Origin of the sequence: Pulveribacter sp. (assembly GCF_032079985.1) — a bacterium.
GTDB lineage: Bacteria > Pseudomonadota > Gammaproteobacteria > Burkholderiales > Burkholderiaceae_C > Melaminivora.
This window is the reverse complement of record NZ_DAMATK010000010.1, coordinates 39,937-62,724: the sequence shown is the minus strand read 5'-3', so window position 1 is coordinate 62,724 and position 22,788 is coordinate 39,937. Positions and strand designations below refer to the sequence as shown.

At 68.8% G+C, this 22,788-nt stretch carries 18 protein-coding genes; 10 read left to right on the top strand and 8 right to left on the bottom strand.

All coding sequences use genetic code 11. From position 1 onward, the window contains the following. The first annotated feature begins 46 nt into the window (after positions 1–46). The 3 genes from dnaG (at position 47) to RT282_RS16470 (ending at position 5,795) form a co-directional block, all read left to right on the top strand. Entirely contained in the window at positions 47–1,903 is a 1,857-nt protein-coding gene (gene dnaG, locus RT282_RS16480) for a DNA primase (protein ID WP_313316031.1), read from the top strand. A gap of 260 nt (positions 1,904–2,163) precedes the next feature. Continuing rightward, a complete protein-coding gene (rpoD, locus tag RT282_RS16475) occupies positions 2,164–4,602 on the top strand; it encodes an RNA polymerase sigma factor RpoD (protein ID WP_312759731.1) in 2,439 nt (812 codons plus the stop codon). A 227-nt stretch (positions 4,603–4,829) separates the two neighbouring features. Further along, positions 4,830–5,795, top strand: coding sequence for a ketopantoate reductase family protein (locus RT282_RS16470; protein ID WP_313316029.1), 966 nt, complete (start codon positions 4,830–4,832; stop codon positions 5,793–5,795). A 49-nt stretch (positions 5,796–5,844) separates the two neighbouring features. Here RT282_RS16470 and RT282_RS16465 read toward each other — a convergent pair whose 3' ends face one another. Beyond that, positions 5,845–7,053 (bottom strand): CaiB/BaiF CoA-transferase family protein, encoded by a 1,209-nt coding sequence (locus RT282_RS16465; protein ID WP_313316027.1) that lies wholly within the window; start codon positions 7,051–7,053, stop codon positions 5,845–5,847. Between the two features lie 105 nt (positions 7,054–7,158). Here RT282_RS16465 and RT282_RS16460 point away from each other — a divergent pair, with 105 nt between their 5' ends. Further along, positions 7,159–8,742 carry a midcut-by-XrtH protein gene (locus tag RT282_RS16460; protein WP_313316025.1) on the top strand — a complete coding sequence of 528 codons (1,584 nt, stop codon included), beginning with the start codon at positions 7,159–7,161 and terminating at the stop codon, positions 8,740–8,742. Here RT282_RS16460 and RT282_RS16455 read toward each other — a convergent pair. Continuing rightward, positions 8,732–8,887 carry a hypothetical protein gene (locus RT282_RS16455; protein WP_313316023.1) on the bottom strand — a complete coding sequence of 52 codons (156 nt, stop codon included), beginning with the start codon at positions 8,885–8,887 and terminating at the stop codon, positions 8,732–8,734. The two genes, RT282_RS16460 and RT282_RS16455, sit on opposite strands and share 11 nt — an antisense overlap. A 339-nt stretch (positions 8,888–9,226) precedes the next feature. Next, positions 9,227–11,203, bottom strand: a complete 1,977-nt coding sequence (locus tag RT282_RS16450; RefSeq protein ID WP_313316021.1) for an IPTL-CTERM sorting domain-containing protein — start codon at positions 11,201–11,203, stop codon at positions 9,227–9,229. 181 nt (positions 11,204–11,384) lie between these two features. Here RT282_RS16450 and RT282_RS16445 point away from each other — a divergent pair, with 181 nt between their 5' ends. The 4 genes from RT282_RS16445 (at position 11,385) to RT282_RS16430 (ending at position 14,947) form a co-directional block, all read left to right on the top strand. Then, positions 11,385–12,071: a response regulator transcription factor gene (locus RT282_RS16445; protein ID WP_313316019.1), complete on the top strand. Its 687-nt coding sequence runs from the start codon at positions 11,385–11,387 to the stop codon at positions 12,069–12,071. A 35-nt stretch (positions 12,072–12,106) separates the two neighbouring features. After that, positions 12,107–14,032, top strand: coding sequence for an ATP-binding protein (locus RT282_RS16440; RefSeq protein ID WP_313316017.1), 1,926 nt, complete (start codon positions 12,107–12,109; stop codon positions 14,030–14,032). Between the two features lie 154 nt (positions 14,033–14,186). Continuing rightward, entirely contained in the window at positions 14,187–14,495 is a 309-nt protein-coding gene (locus RT282_RS16435; protein ID WP_312304139.1) for a winged helix-turn-helix transcriptional regulator, read from the top strand. A 92-nt stretch (positions 14,496–14,587) separates the two neighbouring features. Continuing rightward, entirely contained in the window at positions 14,588–14,947 is a 360-nt protein-coding gene (locus RT282_RS16430; RefSeq protein WP_312304137.1) for an FKBP-type peptidyl-prolyl cis-trans isomerase, read from the top strand. A 91-nt stretch (positions 14,948–15,038) separates the two neighbouring features. Here the strand turns inward: RT282_RS16430 and RT282_RS16425 are convergent, their stop codons facing one another. Beyond that, on the bottom strand, positions 15,039–15,236 hold the full coding sequence (locus tag RT282_RS16425) for a hypothetical protein (protein WP_313316014.1): 198 nt from the start codon (positions 15,234–15,236) through the stop codon (positions 15,039–15,041). On the opposite strand from RT282_RS16425, the gene RT282_RS16420 reads away from it, so the two are divergent. Further along, positions 15,235–16,197, top strand: coding sequence for an IS110 family transposase (locus RT282_RS16420; protein WP_409519504.1), 963 nt, complete (start codon positions 15,235–15,237; stop codon positions 16,195–16,197). The genes RT282_RS16425 and RT282_RS16420 overlap by 2 nt on opposite strands. 16 nt (positions 16,198–16,213) lie before the next feature. Here the strand turns inward: RT282_RS16420 and RT282_RS16415 are convergent, their stop codons facing one another. The 4 genes from RT282_RS16415 to ppsA all read right to left on the bottom strand — a co-directional run bounded on the left by RT282_RS16415 (position 16,214) and on the right by ppsA (position 21,623). After that, positions 16,214–16,705, bottom strand: a complete 492-nt coding sequence (locus RT282_RS16415) for a hypothetical protein (RefSeq protein WP_313316013.1) — start codon at positions 16,703–16,705, stop codon at positions 16,214–16,216. A gap of 92 nt (positions 16,706–16,797) precedes the next feature. Then, positions 16,798–18,885, bottom strand: coding sequence for a VC_2705 family sodium/solute symporter (locus tag RT282_RS16410; RefSeq protein WP_313316012.1), 2,088 nt, complete (start codon positions 18,883–18,885; stop codon positions 16,798–16,800). Then, entirely contained in the window at positions 18,878–19,222 is a 345-nt protein-coding gene (locus RT282_RS16405; RefSeq protein WP_312304133.1) for a sodium/substrate symporter small subunit, read from the bottom strand. Before RT282_RS16405 ends, RT282_RS16410 begins: the two co-directional genes overlap by 8 nt. 10 nt (positions 19,223–19,232) lie before the next feature. Continuing rightward, the gene (gene ppsA, locus RT282_RS16400) at positions 19,233–21,623 is read right to left on the bottom strand and encodes a phosphoenolpyruvate synthase (protein ID WP_313316010.1); all 2,391 of its coding nucleotides are present in this window, start codon (positions 21,621–21,623) and stop codon (positions 19,233–19,235) included. 227 nt (positions 21,624–21,850) lie between these two features. Here ppsA and RT282_RS16395 point away from each other — a divergent pair, with 227 nt between their 5' ends. Beyond that, positions 21,851–22,681: a pyruvate, water dikinase regulatory protein gene (locus RT282_RS16395; protein WP_313316008.1), complete on the top strand. Its 831-nt coding sequence runs from the start codon at positions 21,851–21,853 to the stop codon at positions 22,679–22,681. The last annotated feature ends 107 nt before the right edge of the window (positions 22,682–22,788 follow it).

Here is a 22,788-nt window from a genome sequence, read left to right as displayed (position 1 = left end):
GACGCGGCTGACGCCCGGCTGATGGCGCGTGCGCCAAAATAGCCCCGTGTCCATCCCCCAGTCGTTCATCCAGGAGCTGCTCTCGCGCGTCGACGTGGTCGAGATCGTCGGCCGCCACGTGCAGCTCAAGAAGAGCGGCGCCAACTACATGGGGTTGTGCCCCTTCCACGGGGAGAAGTCGCCGTCGTTTTCGGTCAGCCCGTCCAAGCAGTTCTACCACTGCTTCGGCTGCGGCAAGAACGGCAACGCCATCGGCTTTCTGATGGAGCACGCCGGCATGGGCTTCGTCGAGGCCGTGCAGGACCTGGCCCAGACCTGCGGGCTGCAGGTGCCCGACGAGCGCGCCTCGCCCGCCGAGCGCGCCCGGGCCGCCGAGCAGCGGCGCCAGCAGGCCACGCTGTCCGACGTGCTGGAGCAGGCCGCCGCCGCCTGGGCCGCGCAGCTGCGCAAGTCCCAGCGCGCCATCGATTACTTCAAGGGCCGCGGAGTGTCCGGCCAGATCGCCAAGCGGTATGGCCTGGGCTATGCGCCCGAGGGCTGGCGCGGCCTGGCCAGCGTCTTTCCCGAGTACGACAGCCCGCTGCTGGAGCAGGCCGGCCTGGTCATCGTCGGCGAGGAGGACGGCAAGCGCTACGACCGCTTCCGCGACCGGGTGATGTTCCCCATCCGCAACGTCAAGGGCGAGTGCATCGCCTTCGGCGGGCGGGTGCTGGGCGACGACAAGCCCAAGTACCTCAATTCGCCCGAAACGCCCGTCTTCCACAAGGGCCACGAGCTGTACGGCCTGTACGAGGCCCGCACCGCCATGCGCGCCATGGGCTACGCCCTGGTCACCGAGGGCTACATGGACGTGGTGGCCCTTGCCCAGCGCGGCTTTGCCAACGCCGTCGCCACCCTGGGCACGGCCTGCACGCCGGAGCACGTGCACAAGCTGTTTCGCTTCACCGACACCGTGGTCTTCAGCTTCGACGGCGACGGCGCCGGGCGGCGCGCGGCGCGCAAGGCGCTGGAGGCCGCCCTGCCCTACGCCAGCGACACGCGTGCCGTGCGCTTTCTCTTCCTGCCGCCCGAGCACGACCCGGACAGCTTCATTCGCGCCCACGGCCAGGACGGCTTCGCGCACGAGGTGGAAGGTGCCGTGCCGCTGTCGCGCTTCCTGCTGGAGGCGGCGCGTGAGGACTGCGACATGGCCACGGCCGAGGGCCGGGCCCACATGCTGAGCAACGCCCGCGGGTTGTGGGAATCCCTGCCTGAGGGCGCCCTGCGGCGCCAGGTGCTGACCGACCTGGCCCAGCAGGGACAGCTGCCTGTGCAGGACCTGGCGGCCCTGTGGGCGCAGCCGCCGCAGGGACGCGCCGACGCAGGCCGCGGCCATGGCGGCGCGCCCGCCAGCGAGCCGGGCCGGCGCCCCTGGCGCGGCAAGGGCGCAGACACCGCCCGGCGCGGGCCCCCGCCCCGCCCCCAGCCGGCGCGGCGCATCGACCACGCGGCCCGGCTGCTGCTGTCGCACATGCAGTTCCTGGAAGAGCTGACCCACGAGGACCAGTGCCTGCTGCGTGAGCAGCCGGCGCCGCATGGCACGCTGTTCCTGTGGCTGGAGTCGCGCCTGCTCGAGCACGGCCCGCAGTCCTGGGCAGTGCTGCGCGAGGCCCTGGCCGGCCAGCCCTGCCAGGCCCTAGCCGAGCGTGTGATGACCGGCTCGCACGCCCAGACCGAGGGCGAGGAGCGCGAACTGCGCTGGGAGCTGCGCGAACTGCTCAACCGCATGCTGGCGGAGGCCATCAAGCACGAGCAGAGTGCCCTGATCGCCCAGGCCGCCACCGACCCGCAGGCGCGCGAGCGCTACCGCCAGCTGCAGGAGCGCCGCCTGGCGCTGGAAGCGCCCCGCCCGGCGGACTCTTGAATTCGCGCCCGTCGGTATAATTTAAGGTTTGTCGGCAAGAGCGACAGCAGCACCTCCGGGCCAGGCAACCGTGCCCAGCGCGCACAACCGCCCCCTCACCGCAAGGACTGCACACCAAATGATCGCCCGGACATCTTGCCCTTGAGGACCCTGCTCCTCGATCCACTCATGGCCCTGCTCATGCCGTGCTTGCGCGCGCCGGCAGCTGTGGCGCCGCTTGTGTTTTCTTTGTGTGCCCGTTTTTGACCCAGAGGTTGTCCATGCCCGCTCAAAAGTCCGCGAAGTCGCCCAAGTCCACCGCTGCTGCTGCCGCACCGGCCAAGGCCAAGTCCGCTGCAACCCCTGTGAAAACCGCCGCCAAGGCGGCCGCCAAGACCACCCCCGCCAAGGCAGCGGGCACGGCCGCGGCGGCACCCTCGGCCGCGCCGAAAGCCAAAACCACCGTGTCCACCAGTCCCAAGACCGCCGCCGAACTGAAAAAAGCCGCCGATGAGCTGCTGAAGAAGAAGCCCGCCCGCGCCGCCAAGGCGGCCGAGCCCGAGGCCGAGGGCGCCGAGCCCGCCAAGAAAAAGGCTACCCGCGCCACCAAGGCTGCCGCGGCGCCCGCCGCTGCCAAGACGGCGGCCGCCAAGGCCCCGGCCAAGCGCGGCCGCAAGCCCAAGGCCAAGGAAGAGGCGGAAGACGACGCCGACCTGTCGGACATCGAATCCGACCTGGAAGGCGAGCCCGAGGCGGAGCCGGAAGTCGTGGCCGACGCCGCTGCGCCGGTCGAAAAGGTCAAGCCCCTGCGCATGAAGATCAGCAAGGCCAAGGAGCGCGCCTTGATGAAGGAATTCGGGCTGGACGAGACCGTCCTGTCCGAAGAGGACATGGCCAAGCGCCGCTCGCAGCTCAAGAAGCTGATCACCCTGGGCAAGACGCGCGGCTACCTGACGCAAGGCGAGATCTCCGACCACCTGCCCGACAAGCTGGTGGACGCCGAGACCATGGAAGTGGTCGTGGCCATGCTCAGCGACATGGGCGTGGCCGTGTACGAGCAGACGCCCGATGCCGAGACGCTGTTCCAGAACAACGTGACGCCCACCGCCACCACGGTGGAAGAGGCCGAGGAAGAGGCCGAGGCCGCCCTGTCCACCGTGGACAGCGAGTTCGGCCGCACCACCGACCCGGTGCGCATGTACATGCGTGAGATGGGCACGGTGGAGCTGCTCACGCGCGAGGGCGAGATCGAGATCGCCAAGCGCATCGAGGGCGGCCTGATGGACATGATGGAGGCCATCAGCGCCTCGCCCGCCACCATCGCCGAGATCCTCAACATGGCCGAGGAGATCCGCGAGGGCAAGGTCGTCATCTCCGCCGTGGTGGACGGCTTCTCCGACCCCGACGAGGCCGACGACTACGTGGCCGAGGAAGACTTCGACGAATACGACGAAGACGACGACGACGACGGCAAGGGCGGCTCCAAGGCCATGACGCGCCTGCTGGAGAAGCTCAAGAACGAGGCGCTGGAGCGCTTTGACGAGCTGCGCGCGCTGTTCGAGAAGATGCACAAGATCTACGACAAGGAAGGCTACGGCAGCCCGTCGTACATGAAGGTGCAGCGCGAGATCTCCACCAAGCTGATGACCATCCGCTTCACGGCCAAGACCATCGAAAAGCTGTGCGACATGGTGCGTGCGCAGGTGGACGACGTGCGCAAGAAGGAGCGTGAGCTGCGCCGCATCATCGTGGACAAGTGCGGCATGCCGCAGGAAACCTTCATCAAGGAGTTCCCGGCCAACCTGCTGAACCTGCAGTGGGTGGAAAAGCAGGCCGCCGCCGGCAAACCCTGGAGCGCCGTGATGGAGCGCAACATCCCGCCCGTGCAGGAGCTTCAGCAGCACCTGATGGACCTGCAGGCGCGCGTGGTGGTGCCGCTGACCGAACTGAAGGCGATCAACAAGCGCATGAACGCCGGCGAAGCCAGCTCGCGCGATGCCAAGAAGGAGATGATCGAGGCCAACCTGCGCCTGGTGATCTCGATTGCCAAGAAGTACACCAACCGCGGCCTGCAGTTCCTGGACCTGATCCAGGAGGGCAACATCGGCCTGATGAAGGCGGTGGACAAGTTCGAATACCGCCGCGGCTACAAGTTCTCGACCTACGCCACGTGGTGGATCCGCCAGGCCATCACGCGCTCGATCGCCGACCAGGCGCGCACCATCCGTATCCCGGTGCACATGATCGAGACCATCAACAAGATGAACCGCATCAGCCGCCAGCACCTGCAGGAGTTCGGCTTCGAGCCCGATGCATCCATCCTGGCGGCCAAGATGGAGATTCCCGAGGACAAGATCCGCAAGATCATGAAGATCGCCAAGGAGCCGATCTCGATGGAAACGCCCATCGGGGACGACGACGACAGCCACCTGGGCGATTTCATCGAGGACACCAACAACACCGCGCCGGTGGACGCCGCCATGCAGGCCGGCCTGCGCGACGTGGTCAAGGACATCCTGGACGGCCTGACCCCGCGCGAGGCCAAGGTGCTGCGCATGCGCTTCGGCATCGAAATGTCCACCGACCACACGCTGGAAGAAGTGGGCAAGCAGTTCGACGTGACGCGCGAGCGCATCCGCCAGATTGAGGCCAAGGCGCTGCGCAAGCTCAAGCACCCCAGCCGCAGCGACAAGCTGCGCAGCTTCATCGATTCGCTGTAAGCCCTTCGCGCCCGTATCGCATCACGCCCCGGCCTCACGGCCGGGGCTTTTTTTTGGGGCGCCTGATATTGCAGGCAAAAACCGACTCCAGCGCCCGCCAGGCAAGCGCAGGAGGCTCTCTTTTCGATAGCGTAAGCCTGGTATGGACCAGAGGGCGGACGGGCAAGGGGCGGGTGCATGACAATGGCTGTCCGAACCCTCCATGCCCCTTTCCACCTCTGTCCGCCATGCAAGCCCAAGCCCCTACACCAGCTCCCGCCCCTGCCCCTAACCTGGCCGACCCTCTGCGCATTGCTGTCATGGGCGCCGGCGCCGTGGGCTGCTACTTCGGCGCACTGCTGGCGCGCGCCGGGCATGACGTGGTGCTGATCGGCCGTCAGGCGCATGTGCAGGCCATCCAGGCGCGCGGCCTGCGGCTGCAGACCGCCACCGAAGACGTGCACGTGCCCCTGGCCGCCAGCACCGAGCCCCAGGCCGTGCAGGGCGCCGACGCCGTGCTGCTGTGCGTGAAGTCCACCGACACGGAGGACGCCGCGCGGCAGATCCTGCCGCACCTGGCGCCGGGCGCGTTGGTGCTGACGCTACAAAACGGCGTGGACAACGACGAGCGCGCCCGCGCCGTGCTGGGTCCCAGGCATCCGGTGGCCGCGGCCGTGGTCTACGTGGCCACCGCCATGGAGGGCGCCGGCCACGTGCGCCACTACGGGCGCGGCGAGCTGATCGTTGCCCCTGCACCCGGCAGCGAACGGCTGGCGCGGGCCTTCGGCGCGGCCGGCATTCCCACCCAGGTCTCGCCGGACGTGCGCGGCGCGCTCTGGTCCAAGCTGGTCATCAACTGCGCCTACAACGCGCTGTCGGCCCTGACCCAGCAGCCCTACGGCTGGCTGGCGGCGCAGGACGGCGCCAGCGAGGTGATCGGCGATCTGGTGGAGGAGTGCCTGGCCGTGGCCCGCGCGGACGGGGTGCGCATCCCCGGCGACATCCACGCCGCCGTGCGCGGCATCGTCGCCACCATGCCCGGTCAGCGCTCGTCCACGGCGCAGGACCTGGCGCGCGGCCGGCCCACGGAGATCGAGCACCTCAACGGCTACGTGGCCCGCCGGGGCGCTGCCCTGGGCGTGCCCACGCCGGTGAACCGCGCCCTGCGCGTGATGGTGCGCATGGCCGAGGCCGCGGCGCAGCAAAAAACATAGCTGCCCGCGCTTTCCCAGCAAGGGCTGGAGGCCGAAAAGATGCCTTTTTTCAGGCCACCGCGGCGGCCGTGCGCAGCTGCTGCACCTGCGCGGGCGCGTAGCCCAGGTCTGCCAACAACGCCGCCGTGTGCTCGCCCAGACACGGCGGGTCGCTGCGCACGGGCAGGCGCTGGCCGTCCATGCGCAGCGGCAGCAGCGTGGTGCGCGCCGTCTGGCCAGCGCGCTCGCCGTCGGGCAAGCTGATGTCGGCCAGGCCGCCGGTGGCGTTCAGGTGGGGGTCGTCGAACAGCTGCTCGGGCCGGGCGATGGGTGCAAATGGCAGCCCGTGGCGCTCGAAGACGGCGGCCAGCTCCTCGGCCGTGTACGCCGCCAGGCGCCGGCGCAGCTCGGGCAGCAGGGTGGGCCGGGCGCGCACGCGGTCGTTGTTGCTGGCCAACTGCGGGTCGGCACGCAGGTCGGCAAAGCCCAGCGCGTCGCAGAAGGCATGCCACTGCGCGTCGCTCACGGCGGCCAGGAAGATCTGGCCGCCGTCCTTCACGCCGAACACGTCGTACACCGCCCACGACGAGATGCGCTCGGGCATGGGCGCGGCGGGCTGGCCGGTCACGGCGTACTGCATCATGTGCTGGCCGACCAGGAAGACGTTGTTCTCGAACAGGGCGGAATCCACCTCTTGCCCGCGGCCCGTCTGCGCGCGCTGCATCAGCGCGGCCATGGCGCCGATGGCGCCGAACATGCCACCCATGATGTCGTTCACGCTGCTGCCCGCGCGCAGCGGGTCGCCCGGGCGGCCGGTCATGTAGGCCAGCCCGCCCATCATCTGCACCACCTCGTCCAGCGCCGTGCGGTGCTCGTATGGCCCGGGCAGAAAGCCAGTGTGATTCACATAGATGAGGCGCTCGTTCAGGCGCGACAGGGCCGCGTAGTCCAGCCCGTACTTGGCCATCACGCCGGGCTTGAAGTTCTGCGCAACCACGTCCGCCGACGACGCCAGGCGGATCGCCACCTCCAGGCCCTCGGGGCGGCGCAGGTCGATGGCGATGCTCTTCTTGTTGCGGTTGAACATGGGGAAGAAGCCGGCACCCGCGCCCAGCAGGTAGCGTGTGCGGTCGCCATCCACGGGCTCGACCTTGATGACCTCGGCGCCCAGGTCGGCCAGCACCATGCCGCAGCTGGGGCCCATGACCATGTGGGTGAATTCGACCACGCGGATGCCGGCCAGCGGCAGGGGGGCTGAAGAAGATGCGTTGGAATCCATGGGTGCGAGGGTACGGCAAGCCAGCCAGGCCTCCCGCGGCTGGTTTCCATCGGTAACACCGGCCGATATAGTGGCGCCTCCCCCTCGCCGCCCAAGGACCCACGCATGAAACGCCCGCCTGCCCGATACGCCTGCGCCGCCGCGCTGCTCGCCACGGCCTGCGCACCAGCGGCGGCGCAAACCATCACCACCACCGGCATCGCCGGCGTGCCCATGGGCGGCGCATTCGCGCTCGGTGCACTGGCCCTGCTGCTCACCGTTCTGGCAGCGCGCTCCCTGCCGCGCGGCGCGCGCATGGCGCTGCTGCTGGCGGCCGTGGCGCTGGCGGGTAGCCAATGGGGCGGCCAGCCGCTGCTCGCGCAGGTGCTGGCGCGGTTCACGCAGCCGGGCGGAGAGACGCTGCCCATCCCCGTCACGCCCGTTGCCAACGGTTTCGAGCCCGCCCACTTCGAGAACGCCAGCGGACGCGACCTGCACGTCGCCGCCATCGCCCCACCCGGCTTTGCTGCCTGCTTTCCTGGCGGAGTGGCGCCCGTGCTGCCTCCCCCTGTCAGCGGCGGCCCGGCCGATTGCGCGGCCGGGCAGCCCCTGGCGGCGGGCGCCACCTGCCAGGTCAACGTCGATGCCATTTGCAAGGCACTGGCCGCGCAGGCGGTGGCCAACATCAGCATGGTGACGCCGTCCACGCTGATCTTCTCCGTGAACGACAGCGCCAGCGTCGTCGTGACCAACGCCGCTGGATCGCCCGTGGCCGCGCAGAACGTGGCAGCTCAAATTCCCGGTGGCAGCAACCTCGTCGTGGCCACCACCACCTGCGGCGCGACGCTGGCGCCAGGCGCGTCGTGCACCTTCACCTTCACCGCCGCGACGCCCGAAGGCCCCACGGCGGTGATGATCAGCGGGGACAACTCGAACACCGTCGCCGTGAGCCTCACGGTAGCGCCCGCGCCCACCATCGCCATCACCGGGCCAGTGCAGCCAAGCCGCGTCATCGCGGTGGGCGACAGCACGCCGCTGGCGCTGGAGGTCACCAACAATGGCGCAGTCACCGCTACCGGCATCACGGTGTCCGACAAGAGTGCAGCCCCCGACGTGGTGGTGGACGCCAGCGGCTGCGCCAGCGTGGCACCGGGCACGAGCTGCACGCTGCTGCTTACCTCCAGCACACCCTACGCGCCCGCCACCGTCACCATCGCCGGCAGCAACACAGCGAACAGCCCGGGCACGCTGGTGGCGTTCTCGCACCTGGGCGGGCTGGTGTTCGAGGCCGGCGGCGGCGGGGGCAAGGTGGTCGGCACCACGGATCCGTCGCCGGGCTCCTGGATCGGCGCGTTCGCCGACATCCCGGGCGCGGACAGCGCCAGCGACGGAGCGGCCAATACCAGCGCCATCGTGGCCAATGCGTCGTGCACCGGGAACCCCGCCAGGTGCGCCGCCCAGCAATGCCGGGCCACCGGCGCCGACTGGTACCTTCCGGCCTCCGACGAGCTGGTGGCGGCCGTGGCCGCGCTGTGCTCCAACAGCGCCACGCCTTGCGATTTCGGCAATTTCCAGAATTCGTACTACTGGACTTCGCAGCAGCTCGGTATCGCTGACGCCAGGACAATTCAGGCCCCCTCGGGGGGACTGGGAGATGCCGCGAAAATCGAGTCCCGGCGATACCGATGCGTCAGGGCTTTCACGAACTGATCCAGCCCGAGCGCGCGCAGGCCAAGCTGCGCTGCGCCGGATGGCGCGCCCACACCACCCACAGCGTGGATTCCCCCGACGCCTCGGGCACGGCGCCAAAGAACCTGGTGGCCCGGAGGCACGCCTGCCCCAGGAGCGCGATCATGGCAATGCTCGTGCTGTCGCAGTTGAAGATGGGGGAAGCCAGCGCGCGCGCCGCAGGTGGCGCGTGCGGTCGCCGTCTATGGCGCGATCTTGATGACCTCGGCGGCCGGGTCGACCAGCACCATATCGCGCCTCGGACGCATGACCCTCTGCGTGAATTCAACCCCGCGCATGCCAGCCAGCGGCAGGGTGGGGGCAGAGGCAGATGCCGGGGGTCCATGGAGCGTGAGAGTCCGCCAAGCGAATCCCCCGAAGCCCGCGCCGACGGATCGCCAGCCCGCTCCTTTTTTCATAGCTGCCCACGCTTACCTGGCAAGCGTTACGGGCCAAAAAAGTACCTTTATTCAACCCTGCGACGCAGGGCGAACGCCCCCAGCAGAGCGGACAGCAGCAGCAGGCCCCAGGTCGAGAGCGTGGGAATGGCCTGCACGCCGCCGGGGCCCGGACCAGGGCCGGCCTGGGCCCGGCAGTCCACCTGCACACTGGTCACGTCGGCATTGGCAGTGCCGCTGCCGTTCGTCACGGTGCAGGTCTGGCCCGTGGGTTGCGCCAGCACGCCGACGGCGTAGGCGCCGCCCTGGGCTACAGGCGTGGCGAAGGTGAAGCTGCCGTTGGCGGACACCGACAGGTTGTCGCCGCCGTTGTTCTGCAGCACCAGACCGGCGTCTGTCAGGCCGCTGACGCTGCCGCCAATGGTGTAGGTGGCGATGGGGGGAGGCACGTCCAAAGGTGCCACGGTGGCGGTGATGGCGCCGCCACCGCCCGCCGCACTAGTGAACTGGTAGCGCAGCGTGTCGCCGCCGATGCTGCCCTGCTGCTGCCAGCCAGGGCCGTTCTGCACCCAGGCTTGCTTGCCGGTCAGCGCGCCTACGGGGTAGGTGATGTCGAGCTGCACCGTCTGACCTTCGCAGCCACTGAGGTTCAGTTGTAGCGCGCCCAACGGCGCGGTGCTGCCCGCAGGGGCGCCCGCGCCGGCCAGCGCGGTGGTGTCGGGCGTTTGCACGGCGGGCAGGCCGCCGACGGTGCAACCTGCGGGCAGGCCGCTGCCGCTGGAGAAGACGGGCATGGGCGAGGCGGCGCTGAGCAGCGTGGCTTGGCCGCTGCCGGGAAGGTTGACGGTGGAGAGCTGCACCAGGGCGTGCCGGCCCAGATCTACGGCGTGGCCGACGAAGCCCCATTGATGTTCGTCGGACACGTGCATGTTCAGTACATAGGCGGTGTCGGTCTGGTAGCCGGCCACGGTGCAGCTGGTGATGTCGTTGGTGCCAGGGGTGGGGTTGGGGCAGGTGGCAACCAGTGCGCCCATGGGATCTATAGGTAGGGGAACCAGGCTGATGTCGTATTGCCCGATGGGCAGCAGGGTGTCGGGCGGCGTCCAGCCGATGGTGACGTTGCCCGTGCCGTCTGGGGTAGCGGTAATGTCGGTGGGCGGCGGCATGTAGGGTACGAAGGTAGCCGTCAGCGTGCGCGGGCCTTGCACGTTGCCCATGGTGCAAAGGTCGTTGTTGGGGCCGAGCGTGTCGCTGGGCTGGTTGCAGCCGCCAATGCCTTGCGCGTGGTGGAAGGTGTAGCCGGGGTTGGGAAATGCGGTGCACGTGGCCGAACTGCCGGGCGCGGCACCGCTGGGGCAGCTCAGCACACCGCCCGAACCGTCGGTGGGCGTGACGGTGGCGGTGATGGGGTGTTCGTTGGCGGCAGGCACGCCCACCCAGACGCGCTGCACGGACAGCCAGAAGCCGTCGGTGTCGATGTTGCGGAAGGCGATGTGGCCGGTTTTGCCGGCCAGCGCGGTCAGGTCGATCTCACGCGTGGCCAGCCGCTCGCCGCGCTCGTCGGTGGGCACGCTCAGCAGCACGGTGGCGTCGGCATCGGCCAACATGGCGGCGGGGCTGGTGGCCACGCTGCTCCAGCGCACCTCGTAGCGGTCTACGCCTTTGGTGACGAAGCGCAGCTTCGCGCCTGCGGGCACAGTGACGGCGGGCGTGGCGAGCCAGCGGTCGGCGGCCTGCCCGGTGGGGTTCAGCCTCGCGCTGGACATCGGCGCGCAGCTCTCCGCGTATATGGGCCAGGTGGGCGACTGCTGATAGCCCATGGGCCAGTTGACCCAGCCAGGGTTGCCCGCAGGCCAGGGCCAGATGCCGACGACGGGTTCCGTGGCGTTGCCGTCGGCGTTGAACTGCGCCCAGCCGGTGGGCAGCAGCGGACAGGGCTGGGCGCTGGTGGTGTCCGGGCTACCGAACGATTCGTCGAGCACCACGGTTTGCGCCTGGGCGGCGGCAATGGACAAAACCAGGCTGACGGCCAGGATTGCGAACATTCTTAGTTGCTTCATATTTGATAGCTGTTTGCGCTTGTCCATCAAGCGCTGGAGGTCGAAAACACTTTGAAACGAACGGCAAGGTCTTGACGCAGGGCAAGACTACGCAGCGTCCCTACCCCTGTCTGTCCCCCTTTCGGGCGACATGGCGCACCTCGGGCGCTGTGGCAGCATCGGACGCATGACCCAAGAGACCATCCGCGTGGCCGTGGTGGAGGACGACGGCGCCTGTCGCACGGCGCTGGCGCATGCGCTGCAGGCCGCGCCCGACATGCGCGTGCAGTGGCTGGCTGCCAGCCGCTCCGAAGCACTGGAACGGCTGCAGGACGACCTCCCGCTGGACGTGCTGCTGCTCGACCTGGGCCTGCCCGACGGCAGCGGCCTGGACGTGCTGGCCGCGCTGCGCCGGCGCTGGCCGCAGGCGGCGGCGATGGTCAGCACCATCTTTGGCGATGAGGCACACGTGCTGGGCGCCATTGAGGCCGGCGCCATGGGCTACCTGCTGAAAGACCTGCCGCCCCAGGCCGTGCTGCAGGAGGTGCGCAGCCTGCACGCGGGCGGCAGTCCCATCAACCCGCTAGTGGCGCGCAAGCTGCTGCTGCGGGCGGTCAGCCCGGGCCAAGCCTCCGGAGCCGTGCCGCCGCCCGCCCAGCCCGCTGCTGCCGCGCCGGATGCCGCGCCCTCGGCCCGCGAGGCCGAGCTGCTGCGCATGGTGGCGCGCGGCCACACACTCGACGAAGTGGCCCAGGCCATGGGCGTGTCGCGCCACACGGTGCGCACTTTCGTGCGGCGTGTGTACGCCAAGCTGCAGGTCAGCACGCGGGCCGAGGCGGTCTCGGCCGCGCTGCGCCAGGGCTGGCTGGAGTGACGCAAAAATACAAGCCAAATCAGCTTTTAGCGCTTGTGTGGCAAGCGCTGGCAGCTATTTTTTCAATAGCGTATTGCATCTCCTCCCAGGCGACGGCTGTCCACCTGTCCGAGGCGCAGGCCTGGCAGTCGCCCAGCACGGCCTGGGCACCGCCGGCCTCGCTGGCCGCGGCGCACGACGGCGTGCTGGACCCCGCCACGCCCTGGCAGACCGTGGCGCTGCCGGCCGCGCGAGAGCGCCGCACCCCCTCGGCCACACCCGGCGACGGCACACCGCCCCAGGTCTGGTGGCTGCGCATGCAGGTGCCAGCCAGCGCGCTGGCCCCCACGCCGCAGGGGTCGCGCCTCTATATCCCTCGCTGGCACACGCTGGGCAACGCGGCGGTCTATGTGGACGGACGACTGGCCTGGCAGTCGCGCGGCAGCCGGGTGCTGGTCAGCTTCAACCAGCCCGTATGGCTGGACCTGGGCGGCGACGTGCGCCCAGGCCAGCCGCTCACGGTGCACGTGCGCATGGCCGGAGCGCGGGGCGCGGGCGGCGCGCTGTCGTCCCTGTGGGCCGGTCCGGCCGAGGAGCTGCGCACCAGCTGGCGCCTGCGCAGCCTGCTGCAAAGCGACCTGCTGGCCTATGTACGCGGCGCCAACCTGGTGCTGGGCGTGCTGGCGCTGGCCGTGTGGCTGGCACGCCGGCGCCAGGGCGAGACGGGCTACCTGCTGTTCTTTCTGATGTCGCTCTCGCACGTGTTCGGCACCAGCCTGTTCCTGGTCGATGCCGAGGGCTTCGGCCTGGACGACAGCTGGTTCACCTGGCTGACCATGGCCGGCTCGCTGAGCGCGTCGACCTGCGCCTTCCTGCTGCTGTGCCGCCTGCAGGGCCGGCGCTACCCGCGGCTGTCGCGCGCGCTGGTGGTGTATGTGGCCATCGCCGCGCTGGCGCTGCTGCCGCTGTGGAGCCCGCCCCTGGGCGCCTTCCTGCCGCTGGTGCGGCTGGCGCAGATCCCCGCCGCGCTGCCGCTGGTAGGCGCGGCCGTGGCGGGCGCCTGGCGCCTGCGCGCCTGGCCGCACGTGCTGATGGCGGCGCTGATGGTGCTGCTGTTCCCGCAGTGGCTGCACGACCTGGCCATGCAGAGCTTCCGGGTGAGCGTGGAGCACATCTATGCCACGCCCTACCTCTACGCAGGCGTGATCGCCATGTTCCTGGCAGCCGCCTTTCAGCGCTACCAGCGGGCGGCCAGCGAGGCCGAGCACGCCCGCGCCGTGCTGGCCGAGCGCCTGGCCGAGCAGGAGCGCGAGCTGGGTCGCACCCATGAACGCCTGCGCGCCGCCGAGCGCGAGCAGACGCTGATGCACGAGCGCCAGCGCCTGATGCGCGAGATGCACGACGGCGTGGGCTCGTCGCTGATGAGCGCGCTGCGGGTGGTGCAACACGGGCAGGCCGAGGTGGACGTGGCGCAGGTGCTCAAGGAGTGCATCGACGACCTGAAGATCTCCATCGACTCGCTCGAACCCGTGGACGCCGACCTGCTGGCCCTGCTGGCAGGCCTGCGCTTTCGCCTGGAACAGCGCCTGGGCGAGGCCGGCATCGCCCTGCACTGGCGCACCCGCGAAGTGCCCCCCCTGCCCTGGCTGGACGCGCAAAGCGCCCTGCACGTGCTGCGCATCCTGCAGGAGGTGCTCACGAACATCGTCAAGCACAGCGGGGCGACGGCCATCACCGTATCCACCGCCGAAGCCGCCTGCGGCGGCGCCCCCGGCGTGCATGTCTGCGTGCGCGACGACGGCCGCCCCTTCACGCCCCCCACCGCCCTGCCCCCCGGCCGCCGGGGCCTGGGCAACGTGCGCGCCCGCGCCCGCGCCCTGGACGCGCGCTGCGACTGGGCCCCTCAGGCGCACGGCACGGTGTTCACGCTGTGGCTGCCGCTGCAGCGCGGGCCGGCCCGTGGCACGCCGGCAACAGCCTGAAGCACTTTGCGCGCTTTTGGCAGGCAGACGCATACTCCCTGGCGCTTTCGAGCTATTAAACTTGTAGCAAAAGAATTTCCCGGCTATAGTCCAAAACCATCCGGGCCGGTGCTTCGCGGCCCCTTTTTTGCAACAGCGAATAGGAGAAGCGTTCATGAGCTCCAAGGAAAACGCCGCCGTCAACCAGCTCTTCGAGAAGCTCGAATGCCGCTACGCGCTGCGCGTGCTGTGGGCACTGCGCGACGGCCATCCGCAGACCTTCCGCCTGCTGCAAGACAGCGTGGGCGGCATCACGCCCAACACGCTGAACACCCGCATCAAGGAGCTGCGCGAAGCCGGCCTGCTGGACCACGGCAGTGACGGCTACACCGTGACGGCCGTCGGCCAGGACCTGCTCAAGCGCCTGTCGGACGTGCAGGCCTTCGCCACGCGCTGGTCCGCCGCGCGCACCCGCAAGGCCTGAGCCGTCCGGCATTTCAGGCATTTTCCGGCTCCAGCCCTTATCGGGTCAGCGTGGGCAGCTATAGTTTTTGAAGTATTGGAAGGATTTTCTCCATGGCAACCAACACCACCGCATCCGGCCTGCAGTATGAAGACACCGCCGTGGGCGAGGGCGCCGAAGCCCGCGCCGGCCAGTCGGTGCGCGTGCACTACACGGGCTGGCTCTACAACGACGGCCAGCAGGGCGCCAAGTTCGACTCCAGCCGCGACCGGGGCGACCCGTTCGAATTCCCCCTGGGCGCCGGCATGGTGATCAAGGGGTGGGACGAAGGCGTGCAGGGCATGAAGGTGGGCGGCCAGCGCACGCTGATCATTCCTGCGGCGCTGGGCTACGGCGCACGCGGTGCGGGCGGCGTGATCCCGCCCAACGCCACGCTGAAGTTCGACGTCGAGCTGCTGGGCGTGGGCGGCTGAGCGCCCTGCCCTTTCACAGCGAACAAGCGGCCTGCGGGCCGCTTTTTTGTTGGCTTGTCGTTGGTTTGTGCCGGACGCGCCGCTTGTATCTTTAGACCAGACCAGCGCGGTAGAGTCTGATCGCTGTTGAGGCGGCCAGACCGGCCCGTGCAGTTTGGTAGCCGCTGGGGTGATCGAGCCCGTGACTGAGTACAGAACGCACGGCCGCCGCGCTGGTCTTCCTGAAGCCCGAACGGTTACGCGCGCCGATCTCGAGCGCGCATGCACAAGCAAGGGATCTGAAGATCATGTCTGTTTCCTCAGTAACGGCAGGCATCGACGTGGCCAAGGCGCACGTGGATGTTTGTGTGCTGTGCTCCAAGAGCGATGCCCAGCGATTTGCCAACGATGCTGAAGGCCATTCGGCTCTGGCAGCGTTTTTGCAGCCCCTTGATGTGGGGCTGGTGGTGATGGAGTCCACCGGCGGCTACGAGGCGGCGCTGGCCTGCGCATTGCAAGCGGCAGGCTTGCCTGTGGCGGTGGTCAACCCGCGCCAGGCGCGCGACTTTGCCAAGTCCATGGGGCGGCTGGCCAAGACCGACGCGGTGGACGCGCGCGTGCTGGCCGAACTGGGTTCGGTGCTGGTGCGCCGTGAAGACCTCGCTCGCTTCGTGCGGCCTGTGGCCGACGAGCGTCAACAATGGCTGGCTGCGTTGGTCACGCGCAGGCGCCAATTGCTGACGATGCTGCATTCGGAGCGCCAGCGCCTGCAGATCACGCCCGCCAAGCTGCACGCGAGCATTGAGGCCATCGTGGCTTCCATCAAGGCCCAGCTCGACGACCTGGAGGTGCAGATGGTCGGCCATGTCCGGCAGCACTTTGGCGACCTGGACCGGCTGCTGCAGTCGGCGGCGGGCATCGGCCCGGTGGCCAGCGCCACGATGATTGCCGAGTTGCCCGAGCTCGGACGGCTGAACCGACGCGAGATTGCAGCCTTGGTCGGTGTAGCGCCCATGGCCAACGACTCGGGCAGCAGCAAGGGACGCCGACGAGTGCAGGGCGGACGCTTTGAAATCCGCCGCGTGCTGTACATGGCCACGCTGACGGCCACACGCTACAACCCGGCCATCAAGGCCTTCTACGAGCGTCTGAAGGCTGCAGGCAAGCTGCCCAAGGTCGCCCTGGTGGCCTGCATGCGAAAGCTGCTGACCACGCTGAACGCCATGGTCAGAACCGGCAAACCTTGGGATAAATCGCTTCACAGCGCTTGACTCGGAAGACGGTTACTCAGTCGAACAGGGCCCGGCTCAGGCGGACGTATTTCTCATCCCCCACCGCCTCGCGTAGCTTGGGCGCCAGCTGGACCAGCTGGTCGTAGCCGGTCGTGCCCTCTACCGCCAGGTTCAGTCGAAAGCCGCGCAGGCCCAGGCCAGCCGTCAGTTCGATGGCGATCGGATAGGCCGCCTGGTAGCGCTCCATGGCGTTGCGCGCGCCGGCCTGGCCGCTGGCGGTGGCTGGGTCGCTCGCAACGGCCGCCGCCGAGGCGCCGTTGACGTCGGCAGGCGTACCACCGGCCGCTGACGCGTGCAGCAGGCCCTGGTCCAGCATGGACTGCACATCGTCCATGGTGATGCCCATGGGGGCGGTGGCAGCCAGCACCTGCTCTACTGTTCGCTTGCCGTCGAACAGGATGAAGGCGGAGCGTTGACGAGGGCTCAGGGCAGTGCCGTGCCGTTCCTTGAGCGCCTGCTGGCCGGTCTCTGTCTTGACGAAAATCATGGGTTGAGCTCTCCCGGTCCGTATTTGAAACAGGGTCGCACGAATGTTCCCATTTGTGAATGGGGCCTGACCCGCCGCCGGACTGCGGGCGATTACAGCCCGTCGGGCACCACGCGCGGCGAGCGGCCCGGCCGGGTGGCCAGACTGACGGCCCAGGCCACCAGCAGGCCGGTGGGCACACCGAAGACGCCCGCAGAGATGGGATGGATGCCGAACCACAGGCCCTCCGGCAGCAGCACTTGCGGCGCCACCTCGCGCACCCATTCGACCTGGGCCAGCAGGTAGTACACCGTGACAGCCAGGCCCGACACCATGCCTGCCACCGCCCCCTGGCGCGTGGTGCCGCGCCAGAAGATGCCCAGCACCATGGCGGGCACGAAGGCCGACGCGGCGATGGAGAACGAGGCGGAGACGATGGGCAGGATCTCCGAGGGCTTGAGCGCCGCCACGAAAGCCGCCGACAGCGCCACCGACAGCAGCGTGAACTTGGTCAGTATCACCCGCTGCTCGGGCGAGGCGCGCCGGCGCGTCTCCTGGAAGTACAGGTCGCGCACCAGGGCGTTGCTGATGGTCAGCAGCAGCCCGTCGGCGGTGGACAACGCCGCTGCCAGCCCGCCCGCGGCCACCAGGCCGGCGACCACATAGGGCAGGCCGCCGATTTCCGGCGTGGCCAGCACGATCAGGTCGGCGCCGAAGCGGATCTCGCCGAACTGCACGATGCCGTCGCCGTTCATGTCCTCCACCGACACCAGCGACGCGTCCACCCGCGACCACTGCGCCAGCCAGTTGGGCAGTTCGCCGAAGCTGCTGCCCACCAGGTTGTTCATGACCTCGAACTTCACCAGCGCGGCCAGGGCCGGTGCGCTCAGGTACAGGAGTGCGATGAACACCAGTGACCAGGCCACCGAGGTGCGCGCCGCCGCCACCGAAGGCACGGTGTAGTAGCGCGTGAGCAGGTGCGGCAAGCCGGCGGTGCCCACCATCAGGCAGAACATCAGCGCCAGGAAGTTGCGCCGCGCGTGCTCGAAGGTCTGCTGCTGCGCAGGCGTGCCATCGGGCTCGCCGACGAAGGCCTGGCTGTGCCGGGGCAGGCCGCCCAGCAGCCGGGCGCGCTCGGCGTTGGCCTGCATCTCGCGCGTCCAGCGCTCGCGCGCCACGGCCTCGTCGCGCGGCATGTTGGCCAGCTCGCGGCTGGCGGACACGATCAGGCCCACGTCGGCGTTCTGCGCGCGCAGGCGCTGGATGCGCTCGCTCGTGGCTTGGCGCTCGCGCGCCAGCGCGGCGGGCACGTCAGCCAGGCGAGCCTCGAACTCGCGCGCGCGCTGCAGGTACGCGGCAACCACTTCGTGCTCGGCACTGTCTTCCAGCAGCACCTCCTCCAGGCTGGCGATCTTGCCGATCTGCGCGCTGGCGACCAGTGGGGCCAACGGGTTACCCAGCTGCTTGTAGGCCAGCCAGGACACGGGGATCAGAAAGGCCAGCAGGATGACCATGTACTGCGCCACCTGCGTCCAGGTGATGGCCCGCATGCCGCCCAGGAAGGAGCACAGCAGCACCCCGCCGAGGCCCAGCATGATGCCGATCTCGAACTGCACGCCCGTCAGGCGCGAGGCAATCAGGCCCACGGCGTAGATCTGCGCGACCACGTAGGTGAACGAGCACAACACCGCCGAGAGCGCCGCGATGATGCGCGGCCAGCGCCCACCAAAGCGCACCTGGAAGAAGTCGGGCACGGTGTACAGGTTCATCGCCCGCAGGTGCGGCGCGATCAGCATGGCCACCAGGCAAAAGCCCCCCGTCCAGCCCAGCAGGTAGGCCAGGCCGCCCGGCTGCTCGGGCGTGCCGGAAAAGCCCTGCAGGTACAGCGCCCCCGACAGGCTGATGAAGGAGGCCGCGCTCATCCAGTCGGCCGCAGCGGCCATGCCGTTGTAGATGGGCGGGATGCGTCGCCCGGCGACGTAGTACTCGTCCGGGTCGGTGGTGCGGCCATAGACGCCGATGACGGCGTAGGCCATTACGGTGAGAAACAGGAAGATGGGCCCGATCCACTGGCGCGACAGGCCGTTCTGCTCGGCCCAGGCCATCAGCGCCACGAAGCCCAGCAAACCGACGATGTAGAACGCCAGCGCCCGGTTCAGGCGCTGCACGTAGGAGCGTCGCAGGCGCCTTCTTTCAGCCATCGCCGGGTGCAGGCTGGGGTGCGGGAGGGGCGGCGGCGCTCGCGGCGGCCGCCTCCGCGTCCTGGCGCTCGAAGCGGTTCATAGCCAGGCAGTAGATCCAGACGATGGCGATGAAGATCAGCACCGCCCCTTGCGAGGCCAGCCAGTAGCTGAAGGACCAGCCCGCCACGCCGAACTGCAGCTCGCGCGCGAAGTAGCTGGCCCCGAAGGACACCAGCGCCCACACCAGCAGCAGCCCCAGCTTGAGCCACAGGTGCCGCACGTCGTGCAGGTCGGGCGCAAAGAGCGTCTCGCCGTGCTCCGGTTCGATGGCGAGCGTGCGGCGCTGGTGGGGCATGGCGCGGTGGCTAGCTGGCCAGCTGCTGCCAGGTGGCGATCACGCTGTCGGGGTTCAGCGAGATCGAGGAGATGCCCTCGTCGGCCAGCCACTGGGCGAAGTCCGGATGGTCGCTGGGGCCCTGGCCGCAGATGCCCACGTACTTGCCTTCGGCGCGGCAGGCGGCGATGGCCTTTTTCAGCAGCGCCAGCACGGCCGGATCACGCTCGTCGAAATCCTGGGCCAGCAGCTCCAGGCCGGAGTCGCGGTCCAGGCCCAGGGTCAGCTGGGTCAGATCGTTGGAGCCCACCGAGAAACCATCGAAGAACTGCAGGAAGTCCTCCGCCAGCACGGCGTTGCTGGGTACCTCGCACATCATGATGAGCTTCAGGCCGTTCTCGCCGCGCTTCAGGCCATGCTGGGCCAGCAGCTGCGTCACGCGGTCGGCCTGGCCCAGGGTGCGCACGAAGGGCACCATGACCTGCACGTTGGTCAGGCCCATCTCGCCGCGCACGCGCTTGAGGGCCTCGCACTCCATGGCGAAGGCTTCGCCGAAGTCCGCGCTGATGTAGCGCGCCGCGCCGCGAAAGCCCAGCATGGGGTTTTCTTCCTCGGGCTCGTAGCGGCTGCCGCCGATCAGCTTGCGGTATTCGTTGGACTTGAAATCCGACAGGCGCACGATGACCGGCTTGGGCCAGAAGGCGGCGGCGATGGTCGCCACGCCCTCGGCCACCTTGTCCACGTAGAACGCGCGGGGCGAGGCGTGGCCGCGCGCCACGCTCTCCACAGCCTTCTTCAGGTCCGCGTCGACGCTGGGGTAGTCCAGGATGGCCTTGGGGTGCACGCCGATGTTGTTGTTGATGATGAATTCCAGCCGCGCCAGGCCCACACCCTCGTTGGGCAGCTGGGCGAAGTCGAAGGCCAGCTGGGGGTTGCCCACGTTCATCATGATCTTCACGTCGATGGCCGGCATCTCGCCGCGCTGCACCTCGGTGACCTCGGTCTCCAGCAGGCCGTCGTAGATGCGGCCGGTGTCGCCCTCGGCGCAGCTGACGGTGACCAGCGTGCCGTCCTTGAGGAGGTCGGTGGCGTGGCCGCAGCCGACCACGGCCGGGATGCCCAGCTCGCGCGCGATGATGGCCGCGTGGCAGGTGCGCCCGCCGCGGTTGGTGACGATGGCGCTGGCGCGCTTCATCACCGGCTCCCAGTTCGGGTCGGTCATGTCGGTGACCAGCACGTCGCCGGGCTGCACCTTGTCCATCTCGGCGATGTCGGAGACCAGCCGCACCGGACCGGTGCCGATCTTCTGGCCGATAGCACGGCCCTCGGCCAGCACCGTGCCCGAGCCCTTGAGCTTGTAGCGCTGCTCGGCCTGGCCCTTGGCCTGACTCTTCACCGTCTCGGGGCGCGCCTGCAGGATGTAGAGCTGGCCGTCCGTGCCGTCCTTGCCCCACTCGATGTCCATGGGGCGGCCGTAGTGCTGCTCGATCACCAGGGCGTAGTGCGCCAGCTGTTGAACCTCGTCGTCGGTCAACGAGTAGCGGTTGCGCTGCTCGGTGGCCACGTCCACCGTCTTGACCAGCTTGCCCGACGCTGCCTTGTCTTCGGCCGAGGCAAAAACCATCTGGATCAGCTTGGACCCCAGATTGCGGCGGATCACCGCACGCTTGCCGGCCTGCAGCATGGGCTTGTGCACGTAGAACTCGTCGGGGTTCACGGCGCCCTGCACCACGGTCTCGCCCAGGCCGTAGCTGCTGGTGATGAAGACCACGTCCTCGAAGCCGCTCTCGGTGTCGATGGTGAACATGACGCCGGCCGCGCCCAGGTCGGAGCGCACCATGCGCTGCACGCCGGCCGACAGCGCCACCACGTCGTGCGCGAAGCCCTTGTGCACGCGGTAGCTGATGGCCCGGTCGTTGTAGAGGCTGGCGAAGACCTCCTTCATCTTGTGCAGCACGTCGTCGGCGCCAACGACGTTCAGGAAGGTCTCCTGCTGGCCGGCGAACGAAGCGTCGGGCAGGTCTTCGGCCGTGGCCGAAGAACGCACGGCAAAGCAGGCCTGGTCGTTGCCGTCGCACAGCGTGGCAAAGGCGCCGCGCACAGCGGCTTCCAGGTCAGCGGGGAAGGGCTGGGCCTCGACCCAGCCGCGGATCTCGCTGCCTGCCTGCGCCAGGGCGCGCACGTCGTCGGTGTCCAGCGTGGCCAGGCGCTGGCTGATGCGCTCGGCCAGTCCCTCGTGCTTCAGGAATTCGCGGAAGGCATGGGCCGTGGTCGCGAAGCCCGTGGGCACGCGCACGCCCTCGGGCAGCTGGGAGATCATTTCGCCGAGCGAGGCGTTCTTGCCGCCCACGACCTCGACGTCGTCCATCCTCAGGTTTTCAAACGGTACGACCAGGGCGGTCGCCTCAAAGCGTGCAGACATGGGAATGCTCCAGAAGTTGAAACTGGGTCTGCGCCTGCCAGGGCGGAGCGGCTTGGGTCTGGCAGGCATGCACCCATGCAGCGGCCACGGCTTATGTGTTGTGGTTGTGGGCCGGCGCGGTGCATGGGGACTTGGGAATAATGCGCGCCATTGTAGTGGCGGCCCCCGCGCCTGTGCAGGCGCCGCTGCCCTCCCCCGACCCTCCGCTCCACAGCCCCGCTCAACCCATGCAGCTTCCCCACACGCGCACCGTGTTCTATGTGTCCGACGGCACCGGCATCACCGCCGAGACCTTCGGCAACGCCATCCTGGCGCAGTTCGACATGCGCCCGCGCCACGTGCGCCTGCCCTTCACCGACACCGAGGACAAGGCCCACCAGGTGGTGCGCCAGATCAACCACACGGCCGAGCTGGAGGGCACCAAGCCCATCGTCTTCACCACGCTGGTGAACATGAGCGTGCTGCGCATCATCGAAGACGGCTGCAAGGGCATGCTGCTGGACATGTTCGGCACCTTCATCCGCCCGCTGGAGGCGGAGCTGGGCACCAAGTCGCACCACCGCGTGGGTCGCTTCTCGGACATCAGCATGTCCAAGGAGTACAGCGACCGCATCGAGGCCATCAACTTCAGCCTGGACCACGACGACGGCCAGAGCCATCGCGACCTGGAAGGCGCTGACGTGATCCTGGTGGGCGTTTCGCGCAGCGGCAAGACACCCACCAGCCTGTACCTGGCCATGCAGCACGGGCTGAAGGTGGCCAACTACCCGCTCATTCCCGAAGATTTCGAGCGCCGCCAGCTGCCTCCGGCCCTGGCGCCGCACCGCAAGAAGATCTTCGGCCTGACCATCGACCCGCAGCGGCTGGCGGAGATCCGCAACGAGCGCCGCCCGGGCTCGAAGTACGCCGACCTGGCCAACTGCCGCTACGAGATCAGCGAAGCCGAGGCCATGATGCGCCGCTCAGGCATACGCTGGCTGTCGTCCACCACCAAGAGCATCGAGGAGATCGCCACCACCATCCTGCAGGAGGTGCGGCCGGAGCGGCTGGCCTACTGAAATCAGGCATCAAAATGGGCTCCAGCCCTTGCCAGGAAAGCGCTGGCAGCTATTCAATCAGGAGCATGCGCGCAGCGAATAAAATGCCCCGCATCCTCCAATCCACT